We start from the raw sequence: 11,955 nt of genomic DNA on the forward strand, positions 1-11,955 counted from the left end.
ATCCTTGCAATTAAAGGAATATTTTATGCTACACTAAAGTATAAAGTATAGAGTCAAAATGTAAGAGGGGTGCTTTAGGATTTTGAATTTAGAAAAGGAAGTATCTAAGCTAACAAAGAAGGAATTAGTTGATTTAGTTATGGAGTTAGCAGACAGTTATCAAGATGTGGCAAGGACAATTGAATTTAAATTGTCTACACCTAGTGATGAATTAAAAGCTAGTAAACAATTAATTCGAAAATATATTAATGAGAACAAGAGACAAGGATTTATAGCTTGGCGTAATGTTCATGCCGCGCTTCAAGGAGTAGAAATGGTTCTTGATAAAGGTAGGAACAAATTAAACAGTGGAGAGGAAGAAATGGCGGTAAAACTAGGTATTGCAGTACTCTCCAATGTTATTGACATGCTGCAATATACGGATGATTCTGGTGGTGAAATTGGATTTACGATAAGTCAAACGATTACTTTACTTAATGACGCATCCTCACTACTACTATTATCTACAAACAATCGTGTGCAAGAGCGTACATTTAACTTAATCCTCAAGGAAGCAATGCATAAGCGGTATGATGGATGGAGTGATACCCGTTATGAACTGCTTGATGTCTGTACAATCTATTCAGCCCGTACGACTGTAAGAAGAAAATTAGAAGAAACGGTAGAGAAGTTATTAAACCAACTTGCATCTATACCTTCCAGGTCTTCTGATCATGATAAAGAAGCATTGTTACAAATTCAGTTAAAGATACTTGAAAGAAATGGTGAAGTCGAACAAGCAACTGAATTTGTATATAACCATTTAGAATATGATTCATTTCGGAAAATGGCTATTGAAAAAGAAATGGAACTTGAAAACTATAAATCTGCCTTGGATCTTTGCATAGAAGGAGAAGAAAAATATCATTTATATCCGGGACTTGTGAAAGAATGGAAGAAGTATCGTCTACAGATATACGAAGAAACAAATAATATTGAAAAACAAAAAGAACTTCTCCTTGAGTTTGTACTAGATAATCAATATGACGCTTATCGGAAGTTAAAGGAATTATATTCTAATGGGGAATGGCAGAATGTGTTAGAGGATATTTTTCTAATGTTTGAGGAAAAAACAGAGTACTTACCCCATGTCTATGAATATATCGCCCAATCAGAGAATCGCAGTGACAAAATTTTAAACTATGTAGAACAATCTCCTTCTACGATACTAGAGCTTTATCGAGATATTAAAGAAGATTATCCAGAGAAAATGGAAGAAATCTTTACAAACTATTTATTATTTGAAGCTAATAATGCTCGGGATAGAAGAGAGTATAAAGCTGTTTGCAAGAAGCTGTTAATATATAAGGAAGCCTGTGGGGATAATAAATTTGAACAATTAGTTATTAAATTAAAGGATACCTATGAGCGAAAACCTGCCTTTATAAATGAACTGGATAAAATTGAAAAACTCGCATGATTGTAAATAAATTATTTTCTTTATACTCCTTGAAGGATAAAGAATAAGGAAAGTCGAATTCTATTATAGAATGATAAGTTTATCCTAGGAGGGGTATGATGGGAAGATTAGTACATTTTGAGGTTCATGTTATAGATATGGAGCGAGCACTAAATTTCTATGGCGAAGTTTTTGGGTGGAAGTTTGAGGACTGGAGTGACTATGCGGGAATGCCTTATTTTGGGGCAGTAACAGGTGATGACAATGAACTAGGAATCAATGGCGCCTTAATGCAACGTAAAGGTGCACCACCAGAGCCCGGTCAACCAATGAATGGATTTTCATGTACGATAAATGTTGAAGATTATGACACTACCGAAGCGAAAATTCTTGAACTTGGCGGAAAAGTAGCTTTGCCTAAGTATGCTTTACCTGGTATGGCTTGGCAAGGTTACTACTTAGATACAGAAGGAAATGTTATTGGTATTCATCAACCTGATGAGAATGCAAAATAATATGCATTGTCCCCCACATATGTACGTCTTGTGTATGTGGGGGATATTTATTATTTATTGCTTCTTTTCGTTCACTATAAGTTGAAAAATATCCTTTCGATTGTAATGTCCAACTGGATCAAAATCAAAATGGCTACGAGTAATGTCATCTAGATTTAATTGGGCATAGAGTATTTCCTCTTTTCCAAATACTGGTTCCACAATAAATTCTCCAAGAGGACTAACGATACAACTTCCGCCTCTAGTAATTTCATGAGGCATCTTTTTAATATCCTCGTTTTCGAGTAAATCTTCTTCATACATATCCTTTGTTGAATACTGATTACATGATAAAACAAAGCATCTACCTTCAAGTGCAATATGCTGCATGCTAGCAAACCATGTGTCACGTGCATCAGCTGTTGGTGCAATATATAGTTGAATTCCTTTCTCATACATTGCAGCACGTGCTAATGGCATATAATTCTCCCAACAAATTAATGAGCCAATTTTACCGTATGGAGTATTAATAACAGGCATTGTGCTTCCGTCTCCTTCACCCCAAATTAGCCTTTCACTCCCTGTTGGTTTCAATTTCCGATGCTTTCCAAGTAAAGAGCCATCTGGCCCAAAGTAAACCGTTGTGCAATAAAGAGTACCGCCATCCTTTTCTACAATTCCCATAACAACATAAGCGCCGATCTCTTTGGCGGCATTTCCAAGTAAATCTATTTCAGGACTAGGTATGGTGATGGAATTTTGTGCGTATCGTAAAAACTCATTACGACCTGTATCTGATCGACTTCCAACTATAGCACCAAAACTCATTCCTCTAGGGTATGCAGGGATAAACACTTCTGGAAAAACGATAATGTTTGCATTTTCCCTACCAGCTTCTTGAATTAATTGAAGAGCTTTGTCTACACTTTTCTCCTTATTCATCACAATAGAACCAGCCTGTACTACGGCAACCTTAACTGTCGACATCTGACTCCCTCCTTTGCTGAAAGTATAGCTAGAAAGAGACTTTTTGTAAAACAAAGACTTTAGGGAAAATTACTTAAATAACTTACGACGAAATTCGACAAAAACTGACGGGTGTCAGGCACTTTGAAACTATGGTAATATTTAATTAATTAGGAGAGGAGCGCGCTGATTTATGAAAAAACTAAAAAGAAAAAGTGTGGCTACGTTACTTTTGTTCTTTGCACTACTAGTATTAACAAGTTGTCAGCCGGGTGTTGATAATCTTATTGATGGTGATGTACAAGTTACTGATGAGATGAATGAAGTCATTTCCGATTACATTGTTCAAAAATATTCTTCCTCTTATGCACATACAGACAAACAATTTGAAGTACATAAAGTCTATGGTACGAGTGAAGTGGACGGAGTTATTACTGTGTATATATGGTCTTTTTTTGCTGGATTTAATGAATCAACTGGGATGGAAAATCAAGCGGCTCATTCATTGCCTGCGGTCATACAATTAAGTAAACAGGATAATAAATATTCGGTTATCGACTATACAGAACCTAAAGATGGGAGTTTGTATGAGTCTTCTTTGAAAAAAATGTTTCCAAAGAAATATGTAAAACTTGCTCAAAAAGACGCGGGAAATATAGAGGATCTGCAACTTGAGATGGATGAAAAAGTAAAACAGTGGCTAGAGGAAATAGGGAGTAACTAGCTTCCTAGTCATAATGGAGATGGTTGTAAATTACTATATAAAAGGCGAAATCATTACGATGATTTCGCCTCCTAACATATAAATACTTTCAATCTTTAAATCCATTCTTTTCCCTTCTGATAGTATTCCGTCATCACTTCTTTAGGAACCATACTCCCACCAGTTCCCCAAACAATATGAGTGGCACTACCCATTTGCTTGTTCAATTGATTCTTTTTAAAATAGTTAGTTCCATCTCGAAATAACATTGTTGGACCAATCATTCCAGCTAAAGCAGAAGGTTCTAAATAAATTTCCTCAGTATCAACTAATTTCTTTAATAAACTATACAGTTGGTCATCACTAACGGTATAACTACCACTTAAGAAAGGCTCCATTACTTTCCCAACAAAACCAGAAGGTCTCCCGACTGCAAGACCATCTGCAGCAGTTATATTATCAATTCCAATATCTTGTACAGAGATTTTATCATGGAGTCCTGTCATGAGACCGAGTAACATACTTGGTGAATGTGTTGGTTCTGCAAAAAAACAATGAACATGATCTTGAAATAATAACTTCAACCCAAACGCAATTCCACCAGGTCCTCCACCTACACCACAAGGTAGATATACGAATAATGGATGATCCTCGTCTACTGTTACCTCTAATTCTTCTAACTGTTTAACTAGTCGAAATGCTGCAACTGCATACCCTAAAAATAGATCCATAGAATTTTCATCGTCTACAAAATGGCAGGAAGGATCTTTTTCTGCTTGGCGCCGGCCTTCCTCTACTGCTTTACTGTAATCAGATTCATATTCAATTACGGTGGCACCTTTCTTTCGAAGTAAGTCTTTTTTCCATTGTTTTGCATCAGATGACATATGAACAGTAACATTGAATCCTAATTTCGTACCGATAATACCTATGCTTAGTCCTAAATTCCCCGTAGATCCTACCGCTATTGTATATTGAGAGAAAAAATCCCTGAATGTCTGACTATCAAAAATAGAATAGTCCTTATGAATCGTCAATAATTCGTGTTCGATAGCTAATTCTTCCGCGTATTTAAGAACTTCATAGATTCCACCTCTTGCTTTGATAGAACCAGAGATAGGGAGGTTACTATCGCGTTTTAGTAGTAAATCTCCATGGATTTTTTGGTTAAACTGCTGTTCTAAAGCTTCTTTCATCGAAGCAATGCTAATGAGAAGCGATTCGATGATTCCTTTCATCGGCCTTGTTTCAGGAAAAGCGGTAGCAATGTATGGTGCAAAGCGCTTCAACCTTTCTTCTGCCTCTATTACGTCATCCAATCCTAAAGGAGATTTTTTGATACTACTGTCGAATAACTCCTTTTTTGGGTTTACCCAGAATAATTCTTCCAACGAAGTGAGTGATTGTATGAGTGGTTGGAGAGTTTCATTTAATAGAAGTGCTTCCATATTTAGATTGTCCACGTTAATCCCTCCTTAAGTAAAATATTATAGGTAACTACCATATTAGCATATCTGTTATACAGAAAATTTAAATAATATGATAAGATTATAATACTATCCTGTTCCTCATATAAAATATAGATTGAGGAAATTGTCTTTAGAGGCTTTATACTAAGAAAGTTAATGGACTATTATCATTTCTGGCTAGCCAATACAGTTACAGCATTATTATTTGTTTCGATTCACTTTCCAATTTGGTTTTATCGTGGAATGTTCGAATTCCCAGGCATTGTTAGTCCAATCCTAACTACATTTATATTGGGTATCATTTTTGGTTACATTTATAGGAAAAGTAATTCGCTATGGTCAGTAATAATCATCCATTCTATGTATAACCTATTAGTTTCATTGTTCTTTTAGTTATTTTCGCATTTATTATAGGGGAAAATGATAATGGAAGGAGTGATTTTATGGAAAAGATCATTCATAAAGAAAGTGAAGCTGATTTCATACAATACGCATTTGTCACTTTACTATCTTTGTTAACTTTTAAGAAAATAAGGAAACTAGAGAGCTATAGATTGGAACTCAAAAAGAAACGTGAACAAAAGGATGAACATTATAGAGTTTAAAAGATAAAAGAGATTTAAGAGGTGTAAGTAATGAATATAAACAAATTTGATGAATTTATTATCATAACAACAAAATTAAATGAGATTGGAATAACTCCATTGTTAATGGGCTCAGTTGGATTAGAAGTTGTGACTGGAAAGGATTGGGAATCTGGGGATTTAGACATACATGTACCTGGTGATGAAAGAGGATGGGAAGTACCACCAGATCGTAATATCTATAATTGGTCGGAGATTGAGAAGCTCATGATGAATTTAGGTTATGAATTAGTAGATTTGCACGAACATGAATTTACTAAAAATGGATTATCTGTTGAGTTTGGCATTATTGATACTTTACCAAGTTTTGCAGGAATTGCTCTTGAAGACTTAGAATTACAACAAACAAGAGGAGCACAATATTATTTGCTAAATCCTAAACAATATTTGCAAGTTTATGAGGCATCTTCTAAGGACAGTTATCGTGCTAATCAAAATAATAATAAAGACTTAAGTAAAATTGAATATTTGAAACGAATAATGTAAGGAACAACATAATAGCTGGTTGAAACACATAGCGGCAGGAAGAGGATTGTTATGGGAAAACTCTATTTTAAAAATATAACTGATACGAATGAAAAACAGGTAAGAAAAATTGAACTAAGGCAAGAACAAGAGCATTTTATTGAGACGGTAGCTGAGTGTCTAGAAGAGGCTAGTATATATAAAGAATGGCATCCAGTTGCTATTTATTATGACGAACATATAATTGGTTTTGCGATGTATGGTTCTTTTGGGCCTAATAAAGATACTTGGATTGACCGAATTATGATCGATAAACGATTCCAAGGCAAAGGCTATGGAAGAATGGCAATGGAGCGACTAATACCCATTGTGGCTCAAGATTATGGGGTTGATGTAATTTATTTAAGCATTCTTGAAGAAAATACAGTTGCTCGTCGATTATATGAAAGTATTGGTTTTGCATATATGGATGAAAAAGACCCGAATGGAGAACTAATCTTTAAATATGTACTTGATTAATTAGGAGAGTTCTATTAACTTTTTTCATAATAAAGGAAGATAATAAGTCTTACATACATATGCTCCAAAATATAATTCTTGTTAAAATAAAAGGGTGCAAACTATTAAGTGAATAGTAATGCACCCATTTATTCTGATTAACTTAAATATTTCTCTTTAAAATCAGGACTAAGTTCACTCCATACATCAAATAGATTTCCATCTAAATCAGAGAATACAAAATTTCTACCAGCATGTCCTCTATTTTCAATTTCTCCGACTGTCATACCTTTCTTGGTGAAGTCTTCGTGTAAATATTTTAAAGCCGTTAATCCATCTACCTCAAAAGTTAATGAAAATCGCTCTTTTCCATAGATGTCACTGAAATTAGAATGTTCATTCTCTAGTGACTTAACTAGAAAAAAACTTTGATTTGCAAAATTCAATATTGCTTTATCATCATCTTTGTAATTTAATTCTGCATCTAAATGTTTTACATACCAGTCTGATGCTTGTTCTACATTACTTACTGGTAAATAGGTTGTACCTACACGTAATAATTTCTGTTTCATGTTATCTCTCCTCTTTTTTTGGATAAATAATACATTCTCTTTTTTTATTGAATTCTCCTTTTTATTATAAAAAAAACTAGAATTTTATGTTTGGTAAATTAATTGTCGTCTGAATAGTATGGTAATATAGAACAAAATAGAATAGCTGGTAGATAGGGAGACGACATAATGGCAAAAGGAGCATTTTACGCATATCATCTTGTGACGAAGAAAAAGATGGTGCTTGGACAAGTTATTCATTTCGATAAGAATCAAAAGAATACATTATATAATTTCTTCTTTGAAAAGGAACGGCTAAACTCAAAAGGGGAAGACTTCATTCAGATTTTGTACGGGAATTATACAAATGATGGTTTACATTTAACTAATGAAAATGCAGAAGTAGCGATTAAATATGTTAGTCAAACAATTAGAGCGATTAGAGAAGTCATTGTTGAAATGGTCAGATTAGAGGAATATCCTGAATACCCTTCCCGATTATCTTGTCTATATGCTGCAAGGAACTATGAGGATATTTTAAAATGGGAAAAATTATTTAATTCGTTTAACCGAGAAGTATTGCAGATTGTAAAATTAAAAGTAACTGGTAAATATTTTGAAGGTGATGCAAATCTATTACCAAAAGAAGATGGGGTACCTTTCTCGAAAAAAATAGACCAAGCGAGAGAATATTGGAAAAGTAATGGAACAAGTGACCTTCCTGAACTTTTAATTGACGGGAAGATAGAAGTAGTAGAAATTATCAAGGAATATTAAATGAGGGTGAGTGCGGTGCAAGGGTATAACGTAATCATGGTTTATAACAAGGCGATGGACAAGTTATTAATGTGCAAACGATTGAAAGAGCCTTATAAGGGATTAAGTAATTTAGTTGGCGGTAAAATTGAACGTGATGAAACAGGAATAGATGCAGCCTATCGTGAATTATATGAGGAAACAAGTATAACTAAAGATGATGTTCAACTTCATCATTTAATGGACTTTACATATTATTTTCATGATTTGTATATTGAAGTATATGTTGGCAGGCTGGCACGGGAGGTATTCGTTTCTGGTGATGAAAATACATTATATTGGTCAGAATTAGATCATAACTTTTTTGATCAGTCTATATATGCAGGAGAAGGAAACATAGGTCATATGATTGAACAGGTCAACTCAGTAAAAGATAAGTTGTTTCATGACGATACTATTCGTTTGTAGTTCACTCGATTTTCTATATTAATTTTTAAGTGGTTAAAGAGGTGTATGAAAGTGGATACAGAGCTGAAGCAGAGACTAGAAGAAATAACTTCTGAGATCAAGGAAATTATTAAATTACTAGAACAAGGTTGTACATCACAAGTACATAAGATAGTTACAGATGAGGCTTGCTATTTGTTAAAAAGCTCATTTGATGAAAGGTATAGAGATTGGTTAAATACGGAGGCGCAAGTACTAAAGAAATTAAACCAACTAAATAGAGTTCCAGTCCCAAAGTTTTATAGTTTTATACAAGCTAAAGATAGCAGCCATTTACTTATGTCTTTTGAAGAAGGAATCACATTAACTTCTGCATTGAGCAAGGCGAGAGATAATTCAGAAAGAAAAAATTTAATAAGAAGTTTCGGGCGTTTTTCTGCAACAGTTCCACGAAATGGAATTGGTTGAATGTCTGAATCATCATGAGAACTGGCTAGAGCTTCAATTAATAAAGGCTGAAAAGTATCTAAAATTAGGACAAGCAGAAGGAAGTGCATATTTGTTAGATAAGCTAAATTCTAATATGCCAGCCCCTGTGATGCAAACTAATATTCATGGAGACTGTACAACTGATAATGTATTAGTTGTGGATGGAAAGGTACAAACATTTATTGATGTGGCAGGAATGACAATAGGTGATCCACGGTATGATGAATCTTTGGCGATAAGTCGTTTTTTAGAAAATGAAGAATACGTGGAGGCTTTTTATGAAGGATATACAAGATATAGAGTAACAAAAGAAGAGTACACATATTTTGATGAAGGGTTATATGAGTTTTTCTAATTATTATTTTGTAAAGTTCTTTGATTGGAAATTTGTTTAAACCCTAACTTTTTCATTCATGTTTCCAAAGCGTTATAATCATATTAGAAAGAAGAATTAAATTTCATCAGAATAAGAACATGTAATGAAAGTAGGCTAATAGATGAATATGGAAAAATATCGTATTAACCAAAATGAAGGATTAGAATTTGGATTATATACACTAGGGGATCATCTTCCGAATCCACTTACAGGGGAACGAATCTCTGCCGAGCAGCGTATTAATGAGATGGTAGAAGCAGCTAAATTAGCGGAACAAGCAGGGATACACTTTTTTAGTGTCGGTGAAAGTCACCAAGAGTATTTTACAACACAGGCTCATACCGTAGTATTAGCAGCAATTGCTCAGGCTACCGAGAAAATAAAAATTGGAAGCTCTTCAACGATTATTTCTACCTCTGACCCGGTTCGAGTATATGAAGATTTTGCTACGATTGATTTATTATCGAATGGGAGAGCAGAAATTATTGCCGGGCGCGCTTCACGGGTCGGACTTTTTGAATTATTAGGTTATGATTTACGGAATTATGAGGAGTTATTTGAAGAAAAATTTGAGTTACTATTACAAATTAATGAAAATGAAGTAGTAAATTGGAATGGGGAGTTCCGTGCACCACTTAGAAATGCAAAAGTATTACCTCGACCAAAAGATGGTTCCTTGCCAATTTGGCGTGCAGTTGGTGGGACACCTGCAAGCGCAATAAAAGCAGGTATCCAAGGGGTGCCAATGGCTCTTGCAATGCTCGGTGGACCAGTATCTCATTTTAAACTGTCCATTGATGCTTATCGTGAATCGTTAATACAAGCAGGTCGAGACCCATTAGATTTTCCAGTTGCAACAACAGGATTTTTCTATACTGCTGAAACAACACAACAGGCATTAAGGGAATATTATCCTCATATAAATGAAGGAATGAAATATACGAATGGTCGTGGCTTTGCAAAGCAATTATTTGCCCAAGGAGCAGATAAGCGTAGTGTAATGCTTGTTGGAAGTCCGGCAGAAATCATTGAAAAAATTCTTTATCAGCATGAACAGTTTGGGCATCAACGCTATATGGCACAATTAGAATTTGGTGGAGTTCCTTTTGATAAAGTGATGAAAAATATAGAGATTATTGGTAATGAGATTTTACCAGCAATTAAAAAGTATACTGCAAAGAAATAGGAGAATAGAACATGAAAATAGTAGGTTTGTCAGGTTCTATTGTTGGTTCGAAAACAAGAACCGCAATGAACGATGTAGCGATGGAAATAGCCGATAAATATCCTGAAGTTGATTTTCGTTTGATTGACTTAGCAGATTTTAATATTCAATTTAGTGATGGCCGAAACTATTTGGACTATGACGGCGATACTGCTTATGTAACCAAGGAATTAATGGATGCAGATGCTATTATCATTGGAACACCGATCTTTCAAGCATCCATTCCAGCCACATTAAAAAATATTTTTGACTTACTACCTGAAAAGGCATTTCAGGATAAAGTAGTAAGTATAGTTGTTACAGCTGGATCATCTAAGCATTTCTTAATTCCAGAACAACAACTTAAACCAATTCTTTCGTACATGAAAGCACAAGTTGTTCAATCTTATGTTTTTATTGAAGAAAAAGATTTTTATAGAAGAGAAATCATTAATGATGATGTTAGCTTCAGAATCGAACGGTTAGTGGAAGATACTGTTGTATTAACAGAAACATATAGTAATATTCGCAAAGCAAAAGAAGAAGAGTACGGATTTTAATTAAAGAAAAACAGGATGTTCCTAAACGGGAGATCCTGTTTTTTTACAAGGCTATTCTACATATTAATAATCATGGGAGGGCTATAATGAATAAAAATAAGAAATTAAATGGTTATGCAACTACTATTGGATTATTAGTTGGAACAGGTCTTGGAATAATAACAGGAATGTTTACGGAACAATTGTTACTAGGAATTACAATTGGTGCATTTATTGGATATGGTATAGGACTAGTATTTATGGTGATCGGTTATAAGAAGTAAATTAGTAATTCAAAAATGGTACTTAGTAAATACACTAAGCACCATTTAAAGATTAGTTATCCTGTTCATTACGTGTATTAATACTTTTCTGCATAAATACCATTTCTTCGGCTAGACTTTGAATTCGTTTCGCTATTTTAGTATCTATAATTTCATCAGTCTCAATATCAAAAGAATTGTTATGGACAAACACATAAGAAGATGGTATCGATGCTTTTAAGTATGACAAAATTGGTCTAAGTTGATATTCAGGAACTAGGAAATGTTTTTCTGAAGCCCCTGTAGCAATGATTCCAGTTGTTTTATTCTTAAAGGCATACTCAGGGAAAAAGTCTAGTAAGTTCTTTAAAGCTCCTGATATAGATGCTTGATAAATTGGTGTACCAAATACTAAGAAATCCGCATTTAAGATCTTTTTAACAACACTCCAAGTTTCATCATTATAATATGTTAAAGGTTCCCCACGGCAAAATTCAATATCATAATCTTTCAGATCAATTAATTCTATATCAATAGTTGAATCGATATTTTTTACAGCATTTAGCACATCATGCACTGCTTGAGATGTCTTATTTCCAGCTAATGTACCTGAAATTCCGACTAGTTTCAAAATAATTCCCTCTCTTCTTTAA

At 34.1% G+C, this 11,955-nt stretch carries 18 protein-coding genes; 14 read left to right on the forward strand and 4 right to left on the reverse strand.

Features of this window, described 5'->3' with window-relative positions:
• The first annotated feature begins 82 nt into the window (after positions 1-82).
• Both IEV35_RS07250 and IEV35_RS07255 read left to right on the forward strand, forming a co-directional pair.
• Positions 83-1,459 (forward strand): hypothetical protein, encoded by a 1,377-nt coding sequence (locus tag IEV35_RS07250; protein ID WP_188383994.1) that lies wholly within the window; start codon positions 83-85, stop codon positions 1,457-1,459.
• Positions 1,460-1,557: 98 nt separating this feature from the next.
• Positions 1,558-1,953: a VOC family protein gene (locus IEV35_RS07255; RefSeq protein ID WP_188383995.1), complete on the forward strand. Its 396-nt coding sequence runs from the start codon at positions 1,558-1,560 to the stop codon at positions 1,951-1,953.
• Between the two features lie 54 nt (positions 1,954-2,007).
• Here IEV35_RS07255 and IEV35_RS07260 read toward each other — a convergent pair whose 3' ends face one another.
• The gene (locus tag IEV35_RS07260; RefSeq protein WP_188383996.1) at positions 2,008-2,919 is read right to left on the reverse strand and encodes a carbon-nitrogen hydrolase family protein; all 912 of its coding nucleotides are present in this window, start codon (positions 2,917-2,919) and stop codon (positions 2,008-2,010) included.
• Positions 2,920-3,091: 172 nt separating this feature from the next.
• Between IEV35_RS07260 and IEV35_RS07265 the strand changes: the two genes are divergently transcribed.
• On the forward strand, positions 3,092-3,622 hold the full coding sequence (locus tag IEV35_RS07265) for a hypothetical protein (protein WP_188383997.1): 531 nt from the start codon (positions 3,092-3,094) through the stop codon (positions 3,620-3,622).
• A gap of 95 nt (positions 3,623-3,717) precedes the next feature.
• On the opposite strand, the gene dsdA is transcribed toward IEV35_RS07265, so the two are convergent.
• Positions 3,718-5,049, reverse strand: coding sequence for a D-serine ammonia-lyase (dsdA, locus tag IEV35_RS07270; protein WP_188384144.1), 1,332 nt, complete (start codon positions 5,047-5,049; stop codon positions 3,718-3,720).
• A 144-nt stretch (positions 5,050-5,193) separates the two neighbouring features.
• On the opposite strand from dsdA, the gene IEV35_RS07275 reads away from it, so the two are divergent.
• From IEV35_RS07275 to IEV35_RS07290, 4 genes are read left to right on the forward strand one after another with little or no spacing between them, the layout of a single operon-like run.
• The gene (locus tag IEV35_RS07275) at positions 5,194-5,463 is read left to right on the forward strand and encodes a CPBP family intramembrane glutamic endopeptidase (protein WP_268237917.1); all 270 of its coding nucleotides are present in this window, start codon (positions 5,194-5,196) and stop codon (positions 5,461-5,463) included.
• Positions 5,464-5,513: 50 nt separating this feature from the next.
• Positions 5,514-5,675: a hypothetical protein gene (locus tag IEV35_RS07280; RefSeq protein ID WP_188383999.1), complete on the forward strand. Its 162-nt coding sequence runs from the start codon at positions 5,514-5,516 to the stop codon at positions 5,673-5,675.
• Between the two features lie 30 nt (positions 5,676-5,705).
• A complete protein-coding gene (locus IEV35_RS07285) occupies positions 5,706-6,200 on the forward strand; it encodes a phosphoribosylanthranilate isomerase (RefSeq protein ID WP_188384000.1) in 495 nt (164 codons plus the stop codon).
• A 51-nt stretch (positions 6,201-6,251) separates the two neighbouring features.
• Positions 6,252-6,698, forward strand: coding sequence for a GNAT family N-acetyltransferase (locus tag IEV35_RS07290; RefSeq protein ID WP_188384001.1), 447 nt, complete (start codon positions 6,252-6,254; stop codon positions 6,696-6,698).
• A gap of 137 nt (positions 6,699-6,835) precedes the next feature.
• Here the strand turns inward: IEV35_RS07290 and IEV35_RS07295 are convergent, their stop codons facing one another.
• Positions 6,836-7,249 carry a VOC family protein gene (locus IEV35_RS07295; protein WP_188384002.1) on the reverse strand — a complete coding sequence of 138 codons (414 nt, stop codon included), beginning with the start codon at positions 7,247-7,249 and terminating at the stop codon, positions 6,836-6,838.
• 168 nt (positions 7,250-7,417) lie between these two features.
• On the opposite strand from IEV35_RS07295, the gene IEV35_RS07300 reads away from it, so the two are divergent.
• The 7 genes from IEV35_RS07300 to IEV35_RS07325 all read left to right on the forward strand — a co-directional run bounded on the left by IEV35_RS07300 (position 7,418) and on the right by IEV35_RS07325 (position 11,323).
• Entirely contained in the window at positions 7,418-8,005 is a 588-nt protein-coding gene (locus IEV35_RS07300) for a DUF2441 domain-containing protein (protein WP_188384003.1), read from the forward strand.
• Between the two features lie 36 nt (positions 8,006-8,041).
• Positions 8,042-8,452 (forward strand): NUDIX hydrolase, encoded by a 411-nt coding sequence (locus tag IEV35_RS07305; protein ID WP_308419772.1) that lies wholly within the window; start codon positions 8,042-8,044, stop codon positions 8,450-8,452.
• Between the two features lie 51 nt (positions 8,453-8,503).
• A complete protein-coding gene (locus IEV35_RS20105; RefSeq protein ID WP_229740673.1) occupies positions 8,504-8,899 on the forward strand; it encodes a phosphotransferase in 396 nt (131 codons plus the stop codon).
• Complete coding sequence (locus IEV35_RS20110; RefSeq protein WP_229740674.1) at positions 8,886-9,275, forward strand: phosphotransferase; 390 nt, start codon at positions 8,886-8,888, stop codon at positions 9,273-9,275. Before IEV35_RS20105 ends, IEV35_RS20110 begins: the two co-directional genes overlap by 14 nt.
• A gap of 148 nt (positions 9,276-9,423) precedes the next feature.
• On the forward strand, positions 9,424-10,482 hold the full coding sequence (locus tag IEV35_RS07315; protein ID WP_188384145.1) for an LLM class flavin-dependent oxidoreductase: 1,059 nt from the start codon (positions 9,424-9,426) through the stop codon (positions 10,480-10,482).
• An 11-nt stretch (positions 10,483-10,493) separates the two neighbouring features.
• Positions 10,494-11,060, forward strand: coding sequence for an NADPH-dependent FMN reductase (locus IEV35_RS07320; RefSeq protein WP_188384005.1), 567 nt, complete (start codon positions 10,494-10,496; stop codon positions 11,058-11,060).
• Between the two features lie 86 nt (positions 11,061-11,146).
• Entirely contained in the window at positions 11,147-11,323 is a 177-nt protein-coding gene (locus tag IEV35_RS07325) for a hypothetical protein (RefSeq protein ID WP_188384006.1), read from the forward strand.
• 52 nt (positions 11,324-11,375) lie between these two features.
• On the opposite strand, the gene IEV35_RS07330 is transcribed toward IEV35_RS07325, so the two are convergent.
• Entirely contained in the window at positions 11,376-11,933 is a 558-nt protein-coding gene (locus tag IEV35_RS07330) for an NADPH-dependent FMN reductase (RefSeq protein WP_188384007.1), read from the reverse strand.
• Positions 11,934-11,955 lie beyond the last annotated feature (22 nt).

The sequence above is a fragment of the Ornithinibacillus halotolerans genome (assembly GCF_014637405.1).
GTDB lineage: Bacteria > Bacillota > Bacilli > Bacillales > Amphibacillaceae > Ornithinibacillus > Ornithinibacillus halotolerans.

What these genes read in the sequence shown, in the direction of transcription:
- IEV35_RS07320 (WP_188384005.1), top strand. Translation starts at nt 10,494, where the DNA reads ATGAAAATAGTAGGTTTGTCAGGTTCTATTGTTGGTTCGAAAACAAGA.
- IEV35_RS07255 (WP_188383995.1), top strand. Translation starts at nt 1,558, where the DNA reads ATGGGAAGATTAGTACATTTTGAGGTTCATGTTATAGATATGGAGCGA.
- IEV35_RS07300 (WP_188384003.1), top strand. Translation starts at nt 7,418, where the DNA reads ATGGCAAAAGGAGCATTTTACGCATATCATCTTGTGACGAAGAAAAAG.
- IEV35_RS07265 (WP_188383997.1), top strand. Translation starts at nt 3,092, where the DNA reads ATGAAAAAACTAAAAAGAAAAAGTGTGGCTACGTTACTTTTGTTCTTT.
- IEV35_RS07295 (WP_188384002.1), bottom strand. Translation starts at nt 7,249, where the DNA reads ATGAAACAGAAATTATTACGTGTAGGTACAACCTATTTACCAGTAAGT.
- IEV35_RS07325 (WP_188384006.1), top strand. Translation starts at nt 11,147, where the DNA reads ATGAATAAAAATAAGAAATTAAATGGTTATGCAACTACTATTGGATTA.
- IEV35_RS07305 (WP_308419772.1), top strand. Translation starts at nt 8,042, where the DNA reads ATGGTTTATAACAAGGCGATGGACAAGTTATTAATGTGCAAACGATTG.
- IEV35_RS07280 (WP_188383999.1), top strand. Translation starts at nt 5,514, where the DNA reads ATGGAAAAGATCATTCATAAAGAAAGTGAAGCTGATTTCATACAATAC.
- IEV35_RS07315 (WP_188384145.1), top strand. Translation starts at nt 9,424, where the DNA reads ATGGAAAAATATCGTATTAACCAAAATGAAGGATTAGAATTTGGATTA.
- IEV35_RS20110 (WP_229740674.1), top strand. Translation starts at nt 8,886, where the DNA reads ATGGAATTGGTTGAATGTCTGAATCATCATGAGAACTGGCTAGAGCTT.
- IEV35_RS07285 (WP_188384000.1), top strand. Translation starts at nt 5,706, where the DNA reads ATGAATATAAACAAATTTGATGAATTTATTATCATAACAACAAAATTA.
- IEV35_RS07290 (WP_188384001.1), top strand. Translation starts at nt 6,252, where the DNA reads ATGGGAAAACTCTATTTTAAAAATATAACTGATACGAATGAAAAACAG.
- dsdA (WP_188384144.1), bottom strand. Translation starts at nt 5,049, where the DNA reads ATGGAAGCACTTCTATTAAATGAAACTCTCCAACCACTCATACAATCA.
- IEV35_RS07260 (WP_188383996.1), bottom strand. Translation starts at nt 2,919, where the DNA reads ATGTCGACAGTTAAGGTTGCCGTAGTACAGGCTGGTTCTATTGTGATG.